Annotated in this window: 22 protein-coding genes; 13 read left to right on the top strand and 9 right to left on the bottom strand. The window is 25.6% G+C overall.

Annotated features, from left to right (window positions below):
* Positions 1-10: 10 nt before the first annotated feature.
* From lgt to uvrB, 4 genes are read right to left on the bottom strand one after another with little or no spacing between them, the layout of a single operon-like run.
* Positions 11-1000 (bottom strand): prolipoprotein diacylglyceryl transferase, encoded by a 990-nt coding sequence (gene lgt, locus GE118_RS01210; protein ID WP_158763636.1) that lies wholly within the window; start codon positions 998-1000, stop codon positions 11-13.
* Entirely contained in the window at positions 993-1928 is a 936-nt protein-coding gene (hprK, locus tag GE118_RS01205) for an HPr(Ser) kinase/phosphatase (RefSeq protein ID WP_158763635.1), read from the bottom strand. The genes lgt and hprK overlap by 8 nt, the downstream gene beginning before the upstream one ends.
* A gap of 42 nt (positions 1929-1970) precedes the next feature.
* Positions 1971-4817: an excinuclease ABC subunit UvrA gene (gene uvrA / locus GE118_RS01200; protein WP_158763634.1), complete on the bottom strand. Its 2847-nt coding sequence runs from the start codon at positions 4815-4817 to the stop codon at positions 1971-1973.
* A gap of 7 nt (positions 4818-4824) precedes the next feature.
* Positions 4825-6816, bottom strand: a complete 1992-nt coding sequence (gene uvrB / locus GE118_RS01195) for an excinuclease ABC subunit UvrB (RefSeq protein WP_158763633.1) — start codon at positions 6814-6816, stop codon at positions 4825-4827.
* Between the two features lie 125 nt (positions 6817-6941).
* Between uvrB and GE118_RS01190 the strand changes: the two genes are divergently transcribed.
* The 5 genes from GE118_RS01190 to GE118_RS01170 all read left to right on the top strand — a co-directional run bounded on the left by GE118_RS01190 (position 6942) and on the right by GE118_RS01170 (position 13157).
* On the top strand, positions 6942-7742 hold the full coding sequence (locus tag GE118_RS01190; protein ID WP_158763632.1) for an energy-coupling factor transporter ATPase: 801 nt from the start codon (positions 6942-6944) through the stop codon (positions 7740-7742).
* Positions 7733-8668, top strand: coding sequence for an energy-coupling factor transporter ATPase (locus GE118_RS01185; protein WP_158763631.1), 936 nt, complete (start codon positions 7733-7735; stop codon positions 8666-8668). The genes GE118_RS01190 and GE118_RS01185 overlap by 10 nt, the downstream gene beginning before the upstream one ends.
* Position 8669: 1 nt before the next feature.
* Positions 8670-9668: an energy-coupling factor transporter transmembrane protein EcfT gene (locus GE118_RS01180; protein ID WP_158763630.1), complete on the top strand. Its 999-nt coding sequence runs from the start codon at positions 8670-8672 to the stop codon at positions 9666-9668.
* 529 nt (positions 9669-10197) lie between these two features.
* Complete coding sequence (locus GE118_RS01175) at positions 10198-11559, top strand: hypothetical protein (RefSeq protein WP_158763629.1); 1362 nt, start codon at positions 10198-10200, stop codon at positions 11557-11559.
* A gap of 125 nt (positions 11560-11684) precedes the next feature.
* The gene (locus tag GE118_RS01170) at positions 11685-13157 is read left to right on the top strand and encodes a hypothetical protein (protein ID WP_158763628.1); all 1473 of its coding nucleotides are present in this window, start codon (positions 11685-11687) and stop codon (positions 13155-13157) included.
* A 56-nt stretch (positions 13158-13213) separates the two neighbouring features.
* On the opposite strand, the gene GE118_RS01165 is transcribed toward GE118_RS01170, so the two are convergent.
* Together GE118_RS01165 and plsY are read right to left on the bottom strand one after the other, a co-directional pair.
* A complete protein-coding gene (locus tag GE118_RS01165) occupies positions 13214-13624 on the bottom strand; it encodes a hypothetical protein (protein ID WP_158763627.1) in 411 nt (136 codons plus the stop codon).
* Positions 13625-13807: 183 nt separating this feature from the next.
* Positions 13808-14473 carry a glycerol-3-phosphate 1-O-acyltransferase PlsY gene (gene plsY / locus GE118_RS01160; protein ID WP_158763626.1) on the bottom strand — a complete coding sequence of 222 codons (666 nt, stop codon included), beginning with the start codon at positions 14471-14473 and terminating at the stop codon, positions 13808-13810.
* A 45-nt stretch (positions 14474-14518) separates the two neighbouring features.
* On the opposite strand from plsY, the gene def reads away from it, so the two are divergent.
* From def to GE118_RS01140, 4 genes are read left to right on the top strand one after another with little or no spacing between them, the layout of a single operon-like run.
* Positions 14519-15073 carry a peptide deformylase gene (gene def, locus GE118_RS01155; RefSeq protein ID WP_199267019.1) on the top strand — a complete coding sequence of 185 codons (555 nt, stop codon included), beginning with the start codon at positions 14519-14521 and terminating at the stop codon, positions 15071-15073.
* A gap of 15 nt (positions 15074-15088) precedes the next feature.
* Complete coding sequence (locus GE118_RS01150; protein WP_158763625.1) at positions 15089-16231, top strand: hypothetical protein; 1143 nt, start codon at positions 15089-15091, stop codon at positions 16229-16231.
* A gap of 11 nt (positions 16232-16242) precedes the next feature.
* A complete protein-coding gene (locus tag GE118_RS01145; RefSeq protein ID WP_158763624.1) occupies positions 16243-17160 on the top strand; it encodes an MSC_0882 family membrane protein in 918 nt (305 codons plus the stop codon).
* On the top strand, positions 17160-17723 hold the full coding sequence (locus tag GE118_RS01140) for a DJ-1/PfpI family protein (protein ID WP_158763623.1): 564 nt from the start codon (positions 17160-17162) through the stop codon (positions 17721-17723). Before GE118_RS01145 ends, GE118_RS01140 begins: the two co-directional genes overlap by 1 nt.
* A gap of 32 nt (positions 17724-17755) precedes the next feature.
* On the opposite strand, the gene GE118_RS01135 is transcribed toward GE118_RS01140, so the two are convergent.
* Both GE118_RS01135 and GE118_RS01130 read right to left on the bottom strand, forming a co-directional pair.
* Entirely contained in the window at positions 17756-18541 is a 786-nt protein-coding gene (locus tag GE118_RS01135; protein WP_233262758.1) for a PQ-loop domain-containing transporter, read from the bottom strand.
* Between the two features lie 9 nt (positions 18542-18550).
* A complete protein-coding gene (locus GE118_RS01130; RefSeq protein WP_158763622.1) occupies positions 18551-19393 on the bottom strand; it encodes an HAD hydrolase family protein in 843 nt (280 codons plus the stop codon).
* Positions 19394-19414: 21 nt separating this feature from the next.
* Here GE118_RS01130 and GE118_RS01125 point away from each other — a divergent pair, with 21 nt between their 5' ends.
* Positions 19415-20278 carry a DUF5378 family protein gene (locus GE118_RS01125; protein WP_233262757.1) on the top strand — a complete coding sequence of 288 codons (864 nt, stop codon included), beginning with the start codon at positions 19415-19417 and terminating at the stop codon, positions 20276-20278.
* 30 nt (positions 20279-20308) lie between these two features.
* Here the strand turns inward: GE118_RS01125 and serS are convergent, their stop codons facing one another.
* On the bottom strand, positions 20309-21577 hold the full coding sequence (serS, locus tag GE118_RS01120) for a serine--tRNA ligase (RefSeq protein WP_158763620.1): 1269 nt from the start codon (positions 21575-21577) through the stop codon (positions 20309-20311).
* A 172-nt stretch (positions 21578-21749) separates the two neighbouring features.
* Between serS and rpmH the strand changes: the two genes are divergently transcribed.
* From rpmH to yidC, 3 genes are read left to right on the top strand one after another with little or no spacing between them, the layout of a single operon-like run.
* A complete protein-coding gene (rpmH, locus tag GE118_RS01115) occupies positions 21750-21896 on the top strand; it encodes a 50S ribosomal protein L34 (RefSeq protein ID WP_027333701.1) in 147 nt (48 codons plus the stop codon).
* Between the two features lie 17 nt (positions 21897-21913).
* On the top strand, positions 21914-22246 hold the full coding sequence (gene rnpA, locus GE118_RS01110; protein WP_158763619.1) for a ribonuclease P protein component: 333 nt from the start codon (positions 21914-21916) through the stop codon (positions 22244-22246).
* Positions 22233-24611: a membrane protein insertase YidC gene (gene yidC / locus GE118_RS04350; protein ID WP_233262756.1), complete on the top strand. Its 2379-nt coding sequence runs from the start codon at positions 22233-22235 to the stop codon at positions 24609-24611. The genes rnpA and yidC overlap by 14 nt, the downstream gene beginning before the upstream one ends.
* Positions 24612-24614: the final 3 nt, after the last annotated feature.

The following is a 24614-nucleotide window of genomic DNA, read 5'->3' as shown; positions in this document are numbered from 1 at the left end:
TCCTAATGGATTATTTTTTTAAGTTTGTAATTATAAGTTTTTTGTATAAATATCCAAAAGAGCTTACATTAACATTATTAGCGTATTGTTCTGGATTAGCATATACATAAGTTCTACGTTTATTTTGTTTAACTAATTGATATTTAACTCTTGAAAAGAATTGGAAGTAACTAAAGATTAATAAACCAAAGATAATGAATGCTAATGAAGCATAAATGTATAAATTAAATGAATCTTGTCTTAATGGTTCCATAGAAAGTCTAACTGTACCATATCAAATGAAGTATAATCCTGCGCTAGCCCCAGGTTTTAATAATCATAAGAAATTAATTATTCAAACTATTGTTAGATAACCAACAAAGTTAGCTATTCCTTCATATAAGAATAATGGATATCTATAAGCACCGTTTAAACCTAATGCTTGAGAGTAGTTATCACTAATAAACATATGACTAGCAAAACCATGACCAAATACTAATGAACTTTTACCAGATCAATCGATTTTTCCATAAAGTTCGTGGTTTCCGAAGTTTCCTCAACGTCCAATTACTTGTCCAATTAAAATTGCAGGAATAACTAAACTTGCAGCTTTTCTTATGTCAATTACATTTCTTTGAGTATATAGGTAGATTAAATCACAAATAGCAGCTAAAGTAACTCCTCCTTGGATACTTAATCCCCCTTGTCAGATTTTATATCAATCACCAATACTAAAAGATGGATCATATAACAATGCTTCAATTACATATCCTAATCTAGCTCCTAAAATAGCTGTAGGTACTGTAATAATAATTAAAGTCATTAAAGTATCAATCTTAAATTTTTCACGATGTCAAAAATAAAATACTGTCAAAATTGAACATAAGAAACCTAAAAGTATCATTAATGAATAAAGATAAAAAGGTGTGCTACCAATATGGAATAAAACAGTTTGATTATTAGGGTTTGCAATACCATAAGCTTCTGCTGGTACTCAACTTGGATAAATTGTATTATTCATCTTCATCCTCCTCTTTTCTACGTTGTTCCATTTCAGCAATTATATCTTTGCCTTCATGTCTTGATAAATAAGCACTTACTGCAGCTTCGATTAAACTTGAAGCAGATCCTCCTTCTTTAATTGGGACCATTATTTTACGAATGAAACGATTGTATAATGGGAATTTAAGAAATTCTGTGCCAATACGATCTAATTCATTTTGTCTTTCTTTTCTTACTAACTCAATTACTAAATTAATTGGAGCAGAGCTTGTAACTGCTGAAGTTCCATAAGTATATTTAATATCAATAATTCCTAAACCTCTTACTTCTAAGAAATTACGAGTAATTTTTGGTGATCTACCAATAAATACTGGTGAAGTATTTTTGATTAATACTGAATCATCTGAAACTAGAATGTGTCCTTTTTGAACTAATTCCAAAGCAGCTTCAGATTTACCAATACCACTTTCTCCAACGATTAAAACTCCAGTTCCACCAATAAGTACTAAACAACCATGAATTTGAATTTCATCAGCAAAAAAGTTGTTTAAATAAGAACCAATATTAGTAGAAATATCACTTGAGCTTGAATTAACCAAAGCTACAGGTACTCCATATTCACAAGCTACATCATAAATTCAACTTAATGCTGGTTTACTTACACCTCTAGAAAGAAGGATTAAAGGTGGTTTTTGACTAATGACATGTCTTAAAGCTTTCAGTGATCTTTGTTTACCAACTTGCATAAATCACAATGATTCACTAGTTCCTCAAGAAATCACATTCTTATAAATCCGATCTGTTACAAATAATTCAGCTAATTCTAAACCTAAACGTTTAATAGCTGGTAAATAAATGTAATCATATTTAATATTTGGGCAATCTTTATTAATTATGTTTAAATTAAAAAATTTAATTACCTTTTCTACACTAATTTTTTTTTGCATAATCTCCTTTGTTTAATTATTAATTAATTATATATATTTAACTTAATATAGTTTCGATAAAATTTTTTTTAAAAATATCGCTGTATGACTCTTTGAAATTTCTGCTATTTGCTTTGGAGTTCCTTGAGCTACAATTTTTCCACCAAAATCTCCACCATCAGGACCTAGATCAATAATGTGATCAGCAGATTTTATAATATCTAAATTATGCTCAATAACTAATACAGTATCTCCGTTATCAACAATTCTATTTAAAATATTTAATAATTTTTTAACATCATGAATGTGTAATCCAGTAGTTGGTTCATCTAGCACATAAATAGTTTTACCTGTAGGTTTCTTTTGTAAATAAGTAGCTAGTTTAATTCTTTGAGCTTCTCCACCACTAAGTGTAGTAGACATTTGACCAAGTTTAATATAACCCAATCCTACATCTTGAAGAATTTGTAATTTTTCAATGATTTTCTTTTTATTTTCAAAAAATTCAATAGCTTCATCTACACTCATATCTAAAACTTGAGCAATGTTTTTGAACTTAAATTGAACTTCTAAAATATCTTTAGTATATCTTTGACCGTTACAATCATCACAAGGAACATAAACATCAGGCAAAAAGTGCATTTCAATTTTAATCAAACCATCTCCAGTACATTTTTCACATCTACCATAAGGTAAATTAAATGAAAAATGAGCTTTGGTTAAACCACGAACTTTGGCTAATTCTACATTAGCAAAAACTTCTCTAATGTCATCAAAAACTCCAGTATAAGTTGCAGGATTACTTCTAGGAGTTCTACCAATAGGACTTTGACTAACAGCAACTACTTTATCAATGTTTTCAATTCCGTCAATAGATTTAAATTTAGGTTTTTTAATATGATGATCACCTTTAGAAAGATAATGTTCAAATCCATTAACCAAAACATCGTTAACTAAAGTACTTTTACCACTACCACTAACTCCTGAAACTACAATAAGCTTACCTAAAGGAATAGTAACATTAATATTTTTTAAGTTATTAGCTTTAGCACCTTTGATGGTAATGAACTTTTTATTACCTTCACGATATAAATTAGGAGTTTCAATTTCTCATTCATTAGATAAATATTTACCTGTAATTGAATTAGGGTTATTACAAATATCATCTATAGTTCCTTGAACAACTACTTGTCCACCATTTATTCCAGCTTCAGGACCTATATCGACTATATGATCAGCACTATAAATAGTATCTTCATCATGCTCAACAACAATTAATGTATTACCTAAATCAACCATTTTTTTAAGAGTTTGAATTAGCTTAATGTTATCTTTTTGATGAAGACCAATAGAAGGTTCATCTAAAACATATAATACTCCACTTAAATTTGAACCAATTTGAGTAGCTAATCTAATTCTTTGAGCTTCTCCACCACTAAGAGTTTCAGCACTTCTATCTAAAGATAAATAATCTAAACCTACATCTTTTAAGAAAGTTAAACGATCAATTAACTCCTTCATTATTAAGTTCGAAATTTGTTTTTGATGTTCGGTAAAAGTTTCATTAAACTTATACAATTCATCTAATAAATTATGAATTGACATTTTAACTAAATCATAAATGTTATAACCATTAATTTTTACTGCTAGAGCATTAGAGTTTAATCTTGCTCCTTTACATACTGAACATTCAAATGAACCCATATATTTTTTAAGATATTCTCTACGTTTTTCACTACTTGTTTCAAAATATAAACGTTCAATTTTAGTACATATACCTTCAATTTCAGCATGTTTTCTATAACGATTTTTAGATTCAGAAACTATTACATAATCTATTTCTTCACCTGAACCATATTTAATTATGTCAATATCTTCTTCTGATAATTCCTCAATTGGAACATTTTTAGGAATATAAAAATATTCCAATAAAGCATTAAAGGTTTGTCATTCTAAATTTGATGTATTAACAGTGTTTTCAAAGTATTTAATTGCACCATAATTAATTGGTCTTCAAGGTTCAGGAACTATTGCGTCAAAATCAGCTTTTAATTCTACTCCTAATCCTTTACAGTTAGGACACATACCTTGGGGAGAGTTAAATGAAAATGAACGAGTTTCAATTTTACCAATATTAAAATCTTTATAAATACAAGCATAAACTTTAGAAAAAATATACTCTTTTTTCTCAGTTTGATTATAAACCTTAATTAAACCATCACTATAATTACTTGCAACATCTATTGCTTGAGAAATTCTATTGTAATTTGCTTGTTCTAAATTTACCCGATCAATTACTAAATCAATAGTATGTTTTTTATTTTTATCTAATTCAATAGGATCATCTAATAAAAAGATTTGATCATCAACTTTAACTCTTAAAAATCCATCAATTTTTAATTTTTCAAATAAATTAACAAAGGTACCTTTTTGTTGTTCAACTAAAGGTGCAAAAATTATTAATTTAGAATCTGGAGTTTGATTATATAAGCTTTTTAAAATATCTAAAGTACTTTGAGAAGAAATTTCAATATTATGCTTAGGACAAAAAGCTTTACCAATTCTAGTGAATAATAATCTTAAATAATCATATATTTCAGTAATGGTTGCTACAGTAGATCTAGGATTATTATGCACTGTTTTTTGTTCAATGGAAATTGCAGGAGACAATCCATCAATTTTTTCAACATTAGGTTTTTTAGTTCCTCCAAGAAACATTCTGGCATAAGAAGATAAAGAATCAACATATCTTCTACGCCCTTCTTCATAAATAGTGTTAAAAGCTAAAGAGCTTTTACCACTACCACTAAGTCCAGTAAATACAATTAACTTATTTTTAGGAATAATTAAATCAATGTTTTTTAAATTATTTTCTTTAGCACCTTTAATTATAATTTGGTTGTTTTTCATATTGCTCCTATTGTGTTTCTAATTCTGTAATAATATCTCTTAATTCAATTGCTTTTTCAAAGTTTAAAGCTTTAGCAGCTTCATTCATTTGTTTGGTTAATTCTTTAATTAAATGTTTTTTATCTTTCGATGTATTAACATCTAAATGTTTTCCTGCTTGAGATTTTTTAATTAATAAATCAATTACATTATCTAACCCATGACCATAAATTGGCTCAGGAATATCTTTAATAATTGTTTTTGGTACAATGTTGTGTTTTTGGTTGTATTCAATTTGTAATTTACGCTTTAAAGCATTATCATCTAAACATTCTTGAATGCTTTTGGTGATTCTATTAGTATAAAAGATAGCTTGACCATTGGTGTTTCTTGCGGCTCTACCAACCAATTGGACTAAACTAGTTAAATCTCTAGTTAATCCTGTAGAATCAGCATCAAGAATTAAAACTTTAGAAACTTCTGGAAGGTCAATTCCTTCTCTTAAAAGATTAATTGCAATAACCACTTCAAAAATACCCATTCTAAGTTTTCTTAATATTTCGTTTCTTACAAAGGTTTTTAAATCTGAATGAATATATGCTGCTTTAATTCCTTTTTGAATTAAAGCATTAGATATTTCTTCTGCAGTTCTTTTAGTGGTGGTAAAAACTATTGTTCTTTCATTTTTGCTTCTTTGATCTATTACTGTGTCATAAATATCATCAATAATATTTTCATTAGGTTTAATAATAATTTCAGGATCTATTAAACCTGTAGGACGAATAAATAAATTAATGGTTGAAGCATCTTGTTTTTCTAATTCATATTCTCCAGGAGTTGCTGAAATAAATATTTTTTGAAAATTAAACTCTGTTTCTCATTCATTAAAAGTTAATGGTCTATTTTCCATTGCACTAGGTAATCTAAATCCATAATTAACTAATTTTTCTTTTCTTGAACGATCAGATTTATACATTCCGCTTAATTGCGGAATAGATTGATGAGACTCATCAATTAGCATCAATGAATCTTGAGGAAAGAAATCTAAAATAGTATAAGGTCTTTGACCAAAAGTTCTTTTATCTAAGTACATTGCATAGTTTTCAATACCTTTGCAATGTCCAAATTCATTCATATCTTCAACATCATTTTTAACTCTTTGATTAATTCTTTGAGCTTCAATATGTTTATTTTCTTGAACAAAATAAGCTACTTGTTTATCTAATTCATCTAATATTAATGGAGTAATTTGACTATAAACATCATTGCTAGTAGCATATTCATCTCCAGGAGATAAAGTATAAATATTAACTTTTTCAATAACACTTTTATTTAAATGGTTAATAATAGCTATTTCTTCAATCTCATCATCATAAAAACTAACTCTTAAGGCATTTTCTTCTTCATCTGCAGGACGAATAATAATAACATCACCCTTAACTCCAAATTCACCAACTTTTTGCTCAACATCATTTCTTTGATAATTAATATTAATTAATTTATAAATGAAATCATGCATTGAAATTTTTTGAGTTTTAAAAAAACGATAAAAAGATTCTTTATATACTTCAGGATTTAATGCACCAAAAATAGCACTAACAGAAGCTACAACAATTACATCTTTACGAGTAATTAAAGAATTTAAAGCACTTAGTCTTAAAATTTCAATTTGTTCATTAGTTTTAGAATCTTTTTCAATATAGCTATCAGTTTCAGGAATATAAGCTTCAGGACGATAGTAATCAAAATAACTAATAAAATACTCTACAGCATTTTCTGGAAAAAATGCTTTAAGCTCATTATATAACTGACTAGCTAGGGTTTTAGTATGTGAAAGGACTAAAACAGGCTTATCAAATTCTTTAATAACATTAGCCATTGTAAAGGTTTTACCACTTCCGGTAACCCCTTTAAGAACTTGAATTTTTTTACCTTGTTTAATGTTTTTAATCATCTGCTTAATTGCTTGAGGTTGATCACCTTTAGGTTGATAATTAGAATGAAGTTTAAAAATAGACATAAATTAATTTTAATCTTTTATTAAATAATATTTAATAAATTAATATATATAGAATTAGCATAATAGTCAAATTAAATAATTTATTAAATGCATAATAAAAATAGTTTTTTTATTAAAATTTAACTATGATAAAAGTCAAAAATATAACATTTAATTACAGACCTGATGAAGGTGAACCTGCTTTAAAAAACGTTTCTTTTGAAATTAAAAGAGGGGAATATGTAGCGGTTTTAGGACATAATGGTAGTGGTAAAAGTACTTTATCAAAAGTGCTTGTTGCTTTATTAAAACCTCAATCTGGAAGTTTAGAAATTGATGGAATTAAATATCAAAAAACTAATTTAAGAAAAATTAGAAAAAAAATTGGAATAATTTTTCAAAATCCAGATAATCAATTTGTTGGTTCTTCAGTTGAGGATGATATTGCTTTTGGTTTAGAAAATAGACAAGTTCCTCAATCAGAAATGAGAGATAAAATTGTAGAATTTGCTACTAAGGTAGATATGCAAGATTATTTAGAACGTGAACCAGAGCATTTATCTGGAGGTCAAAAGCAAAGAGTTGCCATAGCATCAGTTTTAGCTTTAGATCCTGAAGTTATTATTTTTGATGAAATTACTTCAATGCTAGATCCAAAAGGAAAAAGTAGTGTGATTAAGATTATTCAAGAGATTCAAAGGAATAAAAATAAAACTCTAATTTCAATTACACATGATATGGATGAAGCTATTTTAGCAGATAAGTGTTTAGTATTTTCAAAAGGAGAACTTGTAGCTGCAGGATCACCTAAAGAAATATTAAATAATAAAGAAATTATTGAATTAGCTAAAATTGATTCACCTTTTATTTATAAACTTAGTGAAAAAATCAATGCTGTAACTCCAACATATAACAAAAAGGAATTAATTAATGAAATATGCAAATAAAAGTTAAAAATCTATCTCATATTTTTACACCCAAAACACCTTGAGAATTTCAAGCTTTAGATAATTTAAATCTTGAAATTAATCAAGGTGAATACATTGGAATAATTGGAGCTACAGGAAGTGGTAAAACCACATTAATTGAGCATTTAAATGCTTTATTAAAACCTACTATGGGAGAAATTGAGTGAGTTTATAAAGATCAAGAATTAGCTAAAAATAAAAAATATTCTAAATATGTTTTACAAGATGATTTAATTCAGTTTATTTATCCTGATCCTAAAAGAAAACATTCTTTTAAAGGAGCAAAAAAAATAAGACAAAAAATTGGGGTTGTATTCCAATTTGCTGAATATCAATTATTTAAAGGAACTATTTTAGAAGATATTACTTTTGGACCTATAGCTTATGGACAAAGTAAAGAAGTAGCTTATGAAAAAGCTAAAGATTATTTAGCAATGGTTGGCTTAAGTGAAGAATATCTATCAAGAAGTCCATTTGAACTTAGTGGTGGACAAAAACGTAGAGTAGCAATTGCAGGGATTTTAGCAATGGAACCTGATGTTTTAATCGTGGATGAACCAACTGCAGGATTAGATCCTGTTGGTATTAAAGAAATATTAGATATTTTAAGTGATTTAAATAAAAAAGGTAAAACTATTATTAATGTAACTCATGATTTAGATAATGTGCTTGAAAGAGCTTCAAGAGTTGTATTGCTTAAAAAAGGTAAAATTGCAAAAGATGGAGATGTTTATGAAATTCTAAATGATGTAGAATTTCTTAAGCAAAATAATCTTCAACCACCTAAATTATTAGAATTTGTTAATAAATTAAGAGTTAAAGGAATTGATGTACCTAAAGTTACATCAATTGATGAATTAGCTGAATTTTTAAATAATTATTTAACTAATAAAGGAAGGGGATAATATGAAAAGTGTTTTTGGTAGATATATCCCTGGAAATGGATTTTTATATAGAGTTGATCCAAGATTAAAACTTCTAATCAATATTTTCTATATTGTTTTAATCTTTTTAGTTAGATCTGTAGTTGATGTTGGGTTACTTTTAATCCCGCTAATCATTGTTCAATTAATGATTACTAAAAGTTTTTTAACTGTTTTAAGAATGGTGAAAATTCCTTTTTATATTGCTTTAGTTATCTTTTTAGTTAATTTATATACTGTAGATTTAGAAACTGTATTAAAAGATAATTATTTTGTAAATGGTTTTTGAAAAATAGCAGTCAAAAACTCTGGTGATATAAAAACATTAGATATTGCTAAAGATTCTTTATCCACTGTAGAAGCTAAATTAACTAGCTTAGATGTATTAAAAACTGTTCAAAATAACAAAGTTTCATTCCAAAACTTATATGGATTTTCTTATGATGCAGTTAATAGAACTATAATGGTATTTTTTAGAATTTACATAATGATTTTAAGCATGTCATTATTAACAAATACTACTAGACCGATTTTATTAACTAAATCAATAGAAGATGTTTTATGACCATTAAAACTATTTTTTATACCTGTTCATATTATTGCGATGATTATTTCTATTGCTTTAAGATTTATTCCTACTTTATTAGATGAAGCTCAAAGAATTATGAAAGCTCAATCAAGTAGAGGGGTTGATTTTAGACACGGTAACATAAAAGATAAAATTCAAGCTTTTACTACATTAATTATTCCTTTATTTGTTTCATCATTTGCTAAAGCTGAAGATTTAGGTAATTCAATGGAAACAAGAGGTTATGATCCTTATGCAGTAAGAACCAGATATAGAAAATTAACATTTTCTTGAAGAGATGTAATTATTCTATTAATTGTTATTACAATTACAACTTTAATTAGTTTAGAAATTCATTATTTTTCAACCATAATAGCTGATTATCCTTGATATTCATACATTAGAATTGTATAAAACAGCAATTTTGCATAAAAAAATGCAATTTTTATGCAAAATATCATTTTTTACTAGAGATATTTTAATTTTTATATAGAATATATATGAATTGAAATTAATTAATAATATGTATATATATTTATCGCAAACCAATAGCGATTAATAAAAAATTGGTCCTACAAAATAATCCTTAATCAAGGATTATTTTTTTATTCTTAAAGTTTCCAACATTAATAAAAAAGTTAATAAAACGCTTAAAAAATATGTTTTTTAATATTTTTTGCAAATTTTACATTGTAATTAATATTTTTTAACTTCTAATACTTTTTTTGATAATAGGAAAATAATTTAAATGAGTATATTAAACTAGAGTGAAAGATGGATATGAATGCCATCTTTTTTTGTCTTGGTTTATACTACTTTTTTTATATTAATTTTTTACTTTTTATGGTGCAAGAATTTTAAAAAATCTAATATAGAAAAGAATAAAATAAAAGTAGAAAGGAGTTTCGTTAATAAAAAAATTATTTAAAAAATGAAAGGCATCATGAAAAAGAAATTTTTAAAAAATATGCTTAATACAAATCTAAAACTAAATATTAAGAAACTCAAAAACCTAATTTTTATTCCATTAGCATCATTACCCATTTTATTACCCATTGTATCTTGTTCTAGAACGCAAGAAAAAGAAAAAAGGATTGCACAATTAATTGTTAAAAAATACAATATTTATAAATTAGACAAGATAAATGAAAAAAGCGAAGATGAAATAGAAGAGTGAGAAAAACAATTGAATAAAATGAAGCTCAACACTCTTTTTGCTGCTGATTTTAGAAGTATCGGGTATTGACCTTGGGAATTTGATAAACAATCTAAATATCTTTTATCAAGAGATAGATTTGAGAAAGATTATAAAAGTATATACCATGAATTTTATAAGAAATTCATAAAAGATGCGAAATTAATAACTACTATTGATCTTATAAATGTTTCATTACCTATAAAAACTATTAAAAAACATGGTTTTTGAACAAAAGAATATGATACTAACTTAAATAGCAAAGAATACCAAAGTATTATTGATAAAAAAATATTAGTTAATGAAGAATTTGAGACTAGCATTTCGTTAATTACACCCACTTGAGTAAAAAGTGACACTGACAATAAAATAATACACATAAACTACTTTACCGGTAACTATATCGATAGATTTAAATTTTCTCCAAATAAGTTAATTACAAAAAATGAATGAAATGATATCTTGATTTTTCACCAACCTTATTATCAATACGGAAGTAGTGGTGGGAAACATAATGTAGATTTTTATCAATCAGAAATTTTTAATGAAATTCAAAGCACAAGCCCTGAATTAAAAATCAATTTATATCTTATATCTAAAGAAAATATTAAGAAACATATAAATGAATATGTATCACTACCATATCGAAATTCAAACAACATTCAAGAAAAAAACATTCTAATTATTGATTTAGAGTATAAATATACATCATTTTATAACCATCTACTAATGACCAATTTAAATTACGTTACACCTTTATTCAATAAAAATACACTATACCTAGTGAAAGATATAGGAAAACATAACAGAAATAATGATTCCCCTTTTCTATATTATGATAGTGAGTATGTTATAGATGGTGTTAGAAAAAGTCTAGGTTATAAATTTAAAAATATCAATCTAAAGGATGTTCAACCTAAACAAGAAACTCAACACCAAGCAATAGGAATTCATTTATCAGATGATGAGTTTAAAAACTTTAAATTGAATAGTATTGAATTTTTAAATTTAGATTTCAAAAAAGAAATATTAAAAGGAAAAAATAAGATTAAGCCAGAATATAACCTTATAGAATGAGAAAAAAACTGAAGGGAAGTTACTATAGGCTAATCATAATTAAAAATTATCCTATTTATATTGTTTTATTTAGAATTTATATTGCAAAAATCCATAAAAATGCACACAAAATAAAAGTAAAAAACTTCTATGGATAAATAAAAATTATCTAAAAATGAATGGCAATCATGAAAAAGAAATTTATAAAAAATATGTTTAGTATAGAACTAAAATTAAATATTAAGAAACTCAAAAACCTAATTTTTATTCCATTAGCATCATTATCCGTTTTATTACCCATAGTATCTTGTTCTAGAACACAAGAAAAAGAAGAGACAATTTCTAAACTAATTATCAAGAAATACAACATTGATAAATTAAATAAGATAAATGAGAATAGTAACAAAGAAATAGATGATTGAAATAATGAATTAAATAAAATGAAATTGAATACGGTTTTCGCTATTGATTTTCAAAAAATCGGTTATTGACCTTGGGAATTTGATAAACAATCTAAAGAACTTTTATTCAGCAGCAGATATGAGAAAGATTATAAAAGTATATATAATGAATTTTATAAGAAATTCATAAAAGATGCGAAATTGATAACTACTATTGATCTTATAAAAGTCTCATTACCTATAAAAGCTATTAAAAAACATGGTTTTTGAACAAAAGAATATGATACTAACTTAAATAGCAAGGAATATGAAAGTATCATTGATAAGAAAATATTAGCTAATGACGAATTCAAAAATAGTGATTGATTAAATATTCCTAACTGAGTAAAAAACGAATCGAACAATAAAACAACATATATAAATTATTTTACCGGCAATTATATTGATAGATTTGAATTTTCATCTAATGCATTAATTACAAAAAACGAATGAAATAATATCTCTGTCTTTCATTTACCACCTAACAGCGGAAATAATGATGGTGTTTATTTTTATCAACCAGAAATCTTTAACAAAATACAAAATACAAATCCTGAGTTAAAAATTAATTTATTACTCATATCTAAAGAAAATATTAAGAAACATATAAATGAATATGTGTCATTACCATATGGAAACTCAAGCAATATCCAAGAGAAAAACATTCTCATTATTGATTTAGAATACAAACACACATCATTTTATGATCATCGATTAATAACTGATTTAAATTACATTACACCTTTATTTAATAAAAATACATTATACTTAGTAAAAGATGTAGGGATACATAATAGAAAAGACATAGATACATATTCATTTGTTGAAAATAAAATTATAAATGGTGTTAAAAATAGTTGAGGTCGCAGGATTAATATAACCAATCTTGATGATATTAAACCAATACAAGAAATTAAACATCAAGCAATAGGTCTTTATTTATCAGATGATGAGTTTAAAAACTTTAAACTAAATGGCATTGAATTTTTAAATTTAGACTTTAAAAAAGAATTGTTAAAGGGGAAAGAGATAATCAAACCAAAATATATTCCTAAAGAATGAAATGAATCAACATTTAGACCTACCACCAAACCTGCAGGATTTCCAAGTTTTAACAAAAAAAACATAAAAAGAGCATTTAAAATGCTCTTTTTTAACTTTTTCAAAAATTTACATTGTAATTTTAAAATTTTTAATAATAAGTTAATTTAATACTTTGACAATAATTAATAAAAAAATAATCTTCATATGAAGATTATTTAGATATATTATTCTGAACGTTCGCTCATTTCTTTATATGTGTAACGAGCTTTTACCATTGCAACGATTCAAATAATAAATGCAATAAAGTTAATAACAGCTGCAGCTAATCCAATAAGTGGAATTGATCCAAGGATTAATGTAAATACTTGGATACCTGATAAAACAAAGAAAATAACACTTGATGTTTTAGCAGCAGATTTAATCCTTTGAGGAACACTTGAATTTTTAGCTTTATTTAAGAAAACTCCTAATACAATCATTGCTATGAAAAATCCTAGACCAAATATTCAACTAAATACAAGGTTAACTAAGTATAAAAATGGAATAAAGTAAAAAATGGTAAATACAACTGAAATGATTCAAAGAACCATATTAGCTCATCACGCTTTTTGAATTTTTGATTTTAATGAGTTCATATATCTCCTTCTTCTATATTGACACTTAAATGTGTTCTAGTTTATTTATACACTAGAAATAAGGAAATGTTCTCTATAATGAATGTTGCATATATATATATATATATCGATTGTTTTTGAACCGATTTAAAGAATTTTATGAATAAAAAATATAAAAAATAGTCCATTAGAACTATTGAATTATTAAAATTTTATTTTTCTTTCTTGATGGTTAATTAATCTTATTATATTACTACGATGAGAATAAATTAACAATGCAGCTGATAATATGTAAAATATTCCATTAACATAAAATAATGATGGATTAATTGTGGTTCAACCTAGTATTGAAGATGAAAATCAAGGGATGAATACAAAAATAGTCATAATTACTGCGGTTGATATACTTGCAAGAGAAACATATTTGAATAAAAAGATAATTCCAAAAAAGAAAACTGCAGCAATTAAAAGTAATAATGAATTAATTGCAATTAACACACCAACACAACAAGCAACACCTTTTCCACCTTTAAATTTAAAGAATACTGGATAAATATGACCCACCACTACTCCAAATCCAGTAATTATAGGAAATAAATAAAATAAATATTCACCAATAGGAAAAGCATAAATTAATGACCTTACTATTAAAACAGGAATTAAAGCTTTTAAGATATCTAAAATTAAAATAATTAAACCTAATTTCTTACCTAAAACCCTAGTAGAATTAGTAGCTCCAGCATTTTTTGAATGATAATCTCTTACATCCAATTGTTTGGTTTTATGACCGATTAAAATAGCAAAATTTATCGATCCAATCAAATAACCAAAAATTAAAAAAGCAATATTAATAAAAATAGAATAAATCACAAGTCCTCCACTTAAATATAGTTAATATTATATAATATAAATAATATGGAAAAATTTAATATAGTATTAACAGAATTACCTGAAAAAGTTTTAAGGAAAAGATCGCAGGAAGTAGCTCTTCCATTAAGCGATGAAGATAAAGAATTAGCAGAAAGAATGATTTATCACATTGATGATTCACAAACAGAAGGGACAAAATTTAGACCAGGAGTTGGAGTAGCAGCTGTACAATATGGAATTTTAAAAAGAGCATTTTATGTTTTTGTTCAAACAGAAGATCATAAAGTTTTATTTAAAGATGTTTTATTTAACCCTAAATTAGTTTATAAAAGCGATAAAAAAATCGCTTTAGCAGAAGGTGAAGGGTGCTTAAGTGTTCCTGAAGATTGACCAAATCAAGAAGGATATGTGCATAGAAGTGAAAAAATCGTTGTTGAAGCATATAGCTACAACGAAGGTAAATTTATGCGTTTTACTCTTAGTGGATATTTAGCTATTGTGTTCCAACATGAGTTAGATCATTTAGATGGAAAATTATTTATTGATCGTATCAAACAAAAATCACCATGATTAAAAAATAAAAATGCAAAATATTTATAAAAAATAAGGAGAACAATGAAAGAAACGACACAACCGCTTTTAGCAGAAGCAGGAAAATCAATTAAAGAACTAGAAAAAATTCTTGCATTTCTTCCTACATATGCAATATTAATATTTATAGGATTAGTTTTAATTACATTTTTAATTTCAATGTGATTAAAATGAAAATTTCTTATTGGGATAGGAATTGCAATATTGATCACTGGTATTACTTCATTATTTTTACCAGGATTATTAATAGACAAAGTTATAGCAATAGTACCCGCAAAATGAAGAGAATTTCTCCCAGCAAATTCACTATCTTCATTTTTAGCTGTGTTAATTGCATATATAACTTACACAATATTAATGATTATTGTATTTATAACTACATTAATTATTAATTATACAAGAGCTAGAAAACGTTTCCCACTATGAAAAAGACTTGTTACTGGGTCATTAGGAGCAGCTTTAACAATACCTTATGCTTCTACTATTGCAAACCCACTATTATTATCAAGTCAAAATAAAACATTTAACTCATTTACAGGATCAGCATTAAAAATTATTACTTTTGGTAAAGGTACTAGTTGAGCAGGATTATTTAGTTTTGAAACTCAGGAACTTGTAAGTAAATTAACATCTGCATCAGGAAGAGAAAAATTATTTAACCAAATTTTAAATTCTAAAGATCTTAAAAATGAAGCAAGTGTTAAAGAATTAAAAAGAATTATTGAAGAACCAAGATTACAAGAAGCTACAACTGAAATAATTAAAAACGTAGTAAAAGAAGAACTAAAGAAAAACGAAAAAAATGTCAATAATTTAAAAACTGAAGTACAAAAAATTAAAAGCAGTGTAATTAATAAATTAAAACAAGAAGATTCATCATTTGATTCACTTCCTGCACAACAACAAGCTCAAAAAATTAAAGAATCATTAACTAAAGATGTTGAAAAACAAGTAAATAACTTCTTAACTAATAACAAAAATAACAAAGAAGTTAATGAAATAATTAGTGTTGTTAAAAAACTTAATAAAGAATTTGATTCAAAACAAGCTACTGAAGTTTTTGGAAAAATGACTGATAGCGTATTAAAAGATATAATACCTGCTGATGTTTTAGATTCAATAAATGCTCAAGAAATAATTAATAATTTCTTAACAAACAACAATTAAAAGGAGAAATTATGTTTAAAGCAAAAATGCCACATGATCAACAGGTGGAAGCTATAGAGAACAATTCATTAGAAGTAAATGAATTATTAAAAACTCAAGAACACACTTATTTTGATAAGAATAATCAAATTAACTCAGATCTTTATAGTACATTAGTTAGAGAGAGAAAAATTAGACTATTTAGCATTTTAGTTTATTTAACTTTCTTTATTGGTTCTATTGTAGCAGGAGTAATTAATTTTGTATTAAATACCAAAAAGGTAGTTATTGACAATGATAAATCAGCATCTTTAGGAATAGGGTGATATGTTTTAATTGGTGCAGCACTTTTAATTTCACTTGTATTTTTAATTAAAAACATTTTAAAATACAAAAATTTAAATGCAACAGAAAGAAAAATTAGACAAAATATTGAACACAAAGATACGCCAACATATTCAGTGTTTTATGAAATTTATCAAGGTATAGTATTTAAGAAATTAAGATTAAATTGATTATTCTTATTCTTTATTACATATTTTGGTTTATTTACTTTATTGATTTTTCTATTAAAAGATCAACATATTGTTATTGGTAAAGAAGGAACAAGTGGTGCATTTAATTTCTTTTTAGATATTAAATTTCATAATGTATTTGATAAATGATTTGGAAATGTTGAAGTTCTAGCCTACTCTTTATTAGGGGTTATTGGTGGAGTTAGTCTTTTATTCACTATCTTTAAAATTTATGATTTAAAAAGATTAAATGCTCTTAAAAATCATTTATCAGGTGAAGTTGCAGCAAATTTCTTTGCAACCATTGAAGCAAGTAAAAAACAAGAAAATAGAGCTTGATTAAAAACCTATATCATTATCTTTGTTTTAGTAGTTTTATTACCTTTAGCTTTAATATTATTTTTAATTTATAAAAAAGTTATTAGGAGAAAATAATGAATTTATTAGTTTTATTAGAAAATAAATTCAACGATATTGAATTTGCTTCTGTTTTATTAGTTCTTCAACGTAGTAAAAAATTCAAAAAAATTGTTTATTATAATCCTGAAGGTATTAAAGTATCTGGTCAAGCACAATTAGTTAATGATATTCAAACAACTAATAAAATTGATGCAGATGAATTTGATGCTTTATATATTCCAGGAGGTCAAGGGGCTCAAATTTTAAGAAAAGATCAAACATCTTTAAATTTAGTTCAATATTTTATTGATAATAATAAATATTTATTTGCTATTTGTGATGTTCCTAATGTTTTATTAGAACATAAATTAATTCCAAATAATAGCCCTTATTCATCATATCCTTCTGAATGATCTAAAGAATTTCAAACATCAAATCGCAAAGAAGCATATATTACTAAAACAACTGATAAAATCTTTACAGCTAAATCTGCAGGAGCAGCTTTAGATTTTGGATTTTATATTTTAAAAATATTATTCGGAAAACAATTTTCTCACCAAATTTATCAAGCTATTACAGGGAATAATGACGAAATTTAATATAAAAACTTATAGCTTAAGCTATAAGTTTTTTATTTAATTACTTTTTTGTTGTGTTTAATTAAATGTCTATCATATAAAGTAAATCCAAGTTGAACCGAGAATATGAGTAATGAAATAATTTGTCATATTAATCCACCAATTAATCCAACAAATTGATCTCCCGCACCATAAGTTTTGTCATCATAGATTTTTAAAATTCATCAAATAATTCAAACAATGTTATTTACCACATATAAAACAAACATTCAATAAGAAACACCTTGTCATTGTTTGGTTTTAAATGATTTAATTAATTGAGGAGTAAATGCTAAAGTTGTAAATGAAGGACCAATTAATGAAACAACTAATGAAAACTGTGGTGAAACAGTTAAGGTATTATCTTTAGTTTGATTTATTATATAAATTGCTATTAAAGCAATATTCATAACTCAGGTAAATATTACTAAAATAAGTGCTTTATTTTTGGTTGATTTATTAAAATCATCCTTGTAATAATAAAGTAAATAAGTCATTATCCCATTAACAAATACACCTATACCATCAGCAATAATAACATTAATTAAATTACCCCTAAAAGTAGCAGCATAAAGAACTCAGAATAAAATTCCAAAGTGGAAAATTCAAAATGAAACGAAATTAATTTCACCAGTTTTTTTATCTTTAAGTAACTTAAATAATTGTGGAAGACTTAAAGAAATAATTAATATAACTGTTAATATTTCAAATCCATAAATAAGATTGGTTAATCACTTAGGATGAAATAATTCATTTAATAGATTTGATGATTCTTTAAAATAAAAAGTATTCTGTATCATAGTAGTTTTTTAATCAATAAGTGATAAAATTGTGTGCCCAATAGTTGGGCTTTCATGATCACCTATAATTAAGTTTGACACCTCCTTTGCTTCTTTGGTTCCATTACCTAAACTAACTCCAATTTTTGCTTCATATAGCATTGGTACATCATTACCACTATCTCCAAAAGCTATTAATGAATCAGTATTAGTGTTAAGTAACTTTAATAAATATTTTAATCCATTTAATTTTGAAGTATTTTTTGGATTAACATCAGTATAAACTGAGTTGGTTAAATATACTTCATATTTATCTAAATCAATTGATTTTTTAACTTCATCAGTAATTTGAGCTGCTAATTTTAAAGGATTTCTTAAAGCTAATTGAGTTACTGAATTAGGTTGAGTATGAATTAAGCTTTTAATTTCATAATATGAAGCTACATTCAAAATATTCATATCCATAATTTGTTCTTTTGACATTCATCTTGGATAATCATTGTTTGGTAATATGGTTCCATTGTAATTAATAGTATCAATAGTTAAAATTAAATTATATTGTAATGCTTTTTGATATAACATATCAAATATTTTAGGATCTAGGTTATTAATTAAATGTATTTCTTTGGTTTGAATGTTATAAATACCTGCACCATTTGAAAAAACAATATAATCCATATTTTTAATAATCCCATTCTCAATGAGTGGTATTACTTTTTTAATACCTCTACCAGTTGCTATTACATTAATATGGTTTTTATCTTGAACCATTTTTAAGCACTTTTGAGTGTATGGATGAACTGTATTATCTTTCATTAATAATGTACCATCTAAATCATAAGCAAAGACTTTTTGCATAATACCTCAATTCATATAATTTGATATACTTATTTTATGCATTATTTAGAATTAACAATACCAATAGTTTTAATAACTATAGTATCTGTAATATTATCCTTATGGTTAAATAAGAAATATAATAACGTTTTTGATAAGTATTGACTACGTATTGTGATAGGAATATTTTTCCTAACATATTTTATTATATTAAGATTTAGTCAAAACTGAAAGTTTTTATTAGAAGCTTTAAATAATAACGCTATGATACCTGAATGATTTAAAGATAAGTATCCTGAAGACACAATAACAATGTTTCGAAGTTATACTTTAAGTAAATCATTGTTTATGGATTTATGTCCATTTTTCTCTATAGCATTATGCGTATCAATGATTTTAGATAAAACTAAGCGTTGAGCTTTTTTAGTAAGTCCATTTTGTATATTAGGTGGATTAATAGTAATGCCTTTAATTGCAACTATTGAAAAAGATCAATATTTTACACCTAAGTGAGTATTTGTTGGAACTAATGAAAATAGATTATATTTCTTAATGCATTGATTCTTAATTGTTTTTGGAAGTTTAGCCTTTGTAAACTTTAAAAACATTGTTTATAAAAAAGATCTTTTAGCAATTCATATTATTGCATTAATATTTTTTGCTTATGTTATTTTTAATGCTTATGTTTTAAATATTGACCAAAATGTAACAGGAGTAAAAATCAAAGACTGATATGAGGGTGATTATAAAGGTGTTAGAAAGCTACTTAATGGTAAATGACATTTACCTTTATGATTAACTATAACTTTAACTTATATGACAGCTTATGGATTTGTGGTGGGGTTATTTAGTGCTAGATATTATTTTGTAAAAAATAAAATTCTAGCTAAAGAGCAACCCTTAAAACTACAATATAGCTAACAAAAAAGATGAATTTTACAATTCATCTTTTTATTTAATCAATTCTTGATTATTCATATATTTTCTTAAAACAGTAGGAATGGTGATAGTTCCATCTGGATTTTGGTATTGTTCTAAAATACAAGCAATAACTCTATCAACAGCTAAACCTGAACCATTCATTGTATGAGCATATTCAGTTTTACCTTCGCTATTTCTGTATCTAATCATTGCTCTACGAGCTTGAAAATCTCCCATATAACTTACTGAAGAAACTTCTCTAAAACGTTGTTCTGAAGGTAATCATAGTTCTAAATCAACTGTAGTTCTAGCACTAAATCCCATATCTCCAGTACATAATTGTAGCTCTCTAAATGGAATTTCTAATGCTTTTAAGACATCTTTTGCATCTTCTAGCATTAATTTAAATTCGCGCATTGCATCTTCTTGAGTTGTTACTTTAACTAACTCAATTTTCTTAAATTCATGTTGACGAATGATACCTTTAGTATCTTTTCCAGAACTTCCTGCTTCAGATCTAAAGCATTCAGTATAAGCTGTGGCTCTAAAAGGAGTAGATAAATCTACTATTTCATGATTATAAATATTGGTTAATGTAACTTCAGCTGTAGGAATTAAATATTGATCTAAACCTTCAAGTTTATATAAATCTTCCTTAAATTTAGGTAATTGACCTGTACCATAAAGCATTGAAGAATTAACAATAACAGGTGTATTAAATTCATTATAACCTTTAGTTGCATGAAGGTCTAACATAAAGTTAATTAAGGCTCTAACTAATTGAGAACCTTTATTTTTATAAATTACATATCTAGAACCCGAAAGTTTAGTTGCACGATCAAAATCAATGATATCTAATTGTTTTGCAATTTCATAGTGAGGTAAAACATCTTTAACTAACTTTCTTCCTAAATCAGCATAAGTATTAATTACAATATTTTCATCTTCATCTTTACCAACAGGTACTTCATCTAAAGGTTCGTTAGGAATTTGTAAAATTAATTCATTAATTTTGCTATTAATTTCATTGGTTTGGGTGGTTAAAGTTTCTAATTCTTGCTTAATAGTAGCAATTTGATCTTTTAATTTAGCTAATTCTTCAGGTTGATTTTTGAATTGACCAAATAATTTTGATAATTTAGATAATTCTGCTCTTTTAGCTTGTTCATTGCTCATAAATGAACCACGATCTTTTAATAAAACAACCACTTGGTCAAAAATTTCAATATTAAAACCACGATTAATTAAATTTTGTCTAACTTTTTTTTCATTATTTAATATATGTTTAAAATCTAGCATATCACCTCTTTTTATTGTGTAAATTATACACAATTTAAAATTGTAAAATTTGTATTTATTTAACTTTTATATATACTATATAGTGCTTTTGGTGCTTTAAATAAAAGTAATTAATAATTATTTTTATTGTATAATATAAGCACGCTTATATTATTTATATAAAGGAGGAAAAATGAGCAAAAGAACTTATCAACCAAACAAACGTAAACATGCTAAAGTTCACGGATTTAGAGCTAGAATGAAAACTGCTAATGGAAGAAAAGTATTAGCAAACAGAAGAGCTAAAGGTAGAAAAAGATTAACAGTTTCAGACAAATAATTAAAGTTTAAATAATAATGAAAAAAGAATATCGACTAAAAAAGAATTGAGAATTTAATCAAGTAATCAATACTAAACAACAATTTTTAAATAGATTTTTAATTGTTTATTACAAAAAATCAACTAGTTTAAAAATTGGTATTACTGTACCTAAGAAATTCGCTAATTCTGTAGGTCGTAATTTTTATAAAAGGCAATTAAGAGCAATTTTACACGATTTAAATCTTTATGATTTAAATTATGAATTTGTAATTATTGCCCGCAAAGATTTTGTTGTTTCTGATTTTAAAACTAAAAAAGATGAAATAAATAAACTCTTTGAGAAATTTAGGAAAAATGGCAAGATCTAAACAATTTAATTATTTTACCAATAATAACAACCCTGTTAAAAAAAGAAAAGAAATATTAAAGAAAGTACTTAAATGATTAAAAATCATTTTTTATATTCTTATTTTTGGATTAACTTTAACAGGTTGTGTGCAAAGTTTTACAGTTAAAACTTCAGGTTCTGTAGGAAATGGAACTGAATTTTATAAAAGTAAAAATGATATAGCTCCAAGAGTTAATACATTCATAAGCAATGAAAAGAAAATAAAAATAAGTGATAATAAAGATGAAAATATTAATCTTGATGTCTTAAGTTTAAATAATGATATTAACTTCCACGTTAATGAAAAACAATTTAATGTTAAATTAATTGAACAATTAATTAAACAAACAAAAGATAATAATGGTCAATATGGTAAATATGATACCTTCAACTCTTCTATTAGAGTAATTGGTACACCAAAAAATAACCAAGCAAATAAATTAGTATTAGATAGATTAAAAGCAGAAGGTTTAATTTCTGAAGATAATAATCAAATAAAAGATCAATTACCATTTATTATTTCAAAAGATGGTAAATACTTATTTAAAAATCAAACTACTGAGTCATATACTAGATTATATGTACCAACAGAAATTAAATACTTTATTACTTTACCTTCAAATGGAAAACCTGATTCAACATTATTCGAGTATGAATTAGGTAAAGATAAAAAACCTGCATTAATAGACAATAATTACTATAATGTAGCATTTAGAGGTAGTTTATTTACAGTTGATAATTATAATGAAGCTAATTCAACAATTGATAAAGCTGTATGAGCTAATATTCAATATGCAAACGATGTTCTTCAAATGTTATACAGATATTCATTTGGAGAAAATTCAACAATTTATAATGAAATTAATAAAGATAGAACAAATAAAATAACATTTGCTCAATATATTGATGAAATTATGAGTTCAGAAGATCTTGTTGCATATAATGAATTTAGAAATTTTGGTAATTTTAAACTTACTGGTGAAGCTTTAACTAAAGTAGAAGCAGTAAAAACAAAATTAAACCAATTAAATGATGAATTTGCTAAAAATAATCCAGGAAAAGATAAAGAAGCTGATGTTAATCAGTTTAAAGCTTCTGTAAATAAATATATTGCTACTGTTGAAACAATGGAAAAAATATCTGCTTTATTAGAAAAATTAAAAGCAAATAACAACTTTGTATTTGCGGATAAAGATCAAAAAATATCAGATATTCAAACAAAAATTACAGCTCTTAGAAGTGGGTTAATTAATTTATCAGAATTAAACACAAATAATTTAGTTTCTAAAGTTCAAAATTTTGAAAAAGCACAAAATTCTAACTTAGAATATTCTGGTGATTATTTCAAATTAACTACATTATTAAAAGTTAAATTACCTAAAAAACAAGTTGAAATTCTTCAAGCATACAACGATGTTGTAACAAATTATTTACTTGCAACTTCATATAATATTAATATTACTAATAATGGAAAAGTTGGAATTGCTAATATCAAAGGATTAAACCCTGTAGATTCATTAGTGTTAAGAGGTGATGTGTCTCAAAGACCAATCACTTCTTGAAAAGAAGCTTGAGAATTTGGTCCATTCTTTGGTTTATTAGTCTTTCCACTTGCAAGATTAATGCAATCTATTCGTCAATCAATGCCTGATTTAAACGGGTGAGCTTCAATTATTTCATTAATTATAGCTATTGTTCTTACTCGTTTATTATCACTTGCAATTACATTTAAATCTACAATGACACAATCAGTTCAAGAAGATTTAAAAGTTAAAAAAGCTTCAATAGAAGCTAAGTACAAAGGTTTCGAAAATAATAAAGCGATGAAAATGCGTAAGCAACAAGAAATCTCTTCTTTATATAGCAAATATAATTTAAATCCTTTAGATACTTTTGGTTCGATGTTAATTTCCATTCCAATTTTCTTAGCGATGTGAAGGGTTATTCAAGGACTACCTGAAATTAAAGCCACAGAATGATTAGGAATTAATTTCTCAACCACATCATGACAAAGCTTATTACAAGGAAATTGAGTTTACTTATGAGTTATTGTTGCTGCGGTTGTTGTACAATTGTTATCACAATTATTACCGCAATTACTTAACCGTAAGAGATTACGTCAAAGAACAACTATTGCAGAAGTCGAAGCTTTAAAGAAATCAGAACGTACTCAAAGAATTATGTTAATTGTCTTCACAGTAATTACAATAATCTTTACTGCTGGGGTTCAATTGTACTGAATGTTTGCTGGAATATGAACTATTGGTCAAGTGCTTGTATTGCATAAAATCAAGCAGACCAAATGATTTAAATACAAATATTCAGTTAAAGCATACAAAAAATAAAAC

The organism is Mycoplasma sp. NEAQ87857 (assembly GCF_009792315.1).
Classification (GTDB): Bacteria; Bacillota_I; Bacilli_A; order Mycoplasmatales; family Metamycoplasmataceae; genus Mycoplasmopsis.
This window is presented reverse-complemented; position numbering and strand designations above follow the sequence as displayed.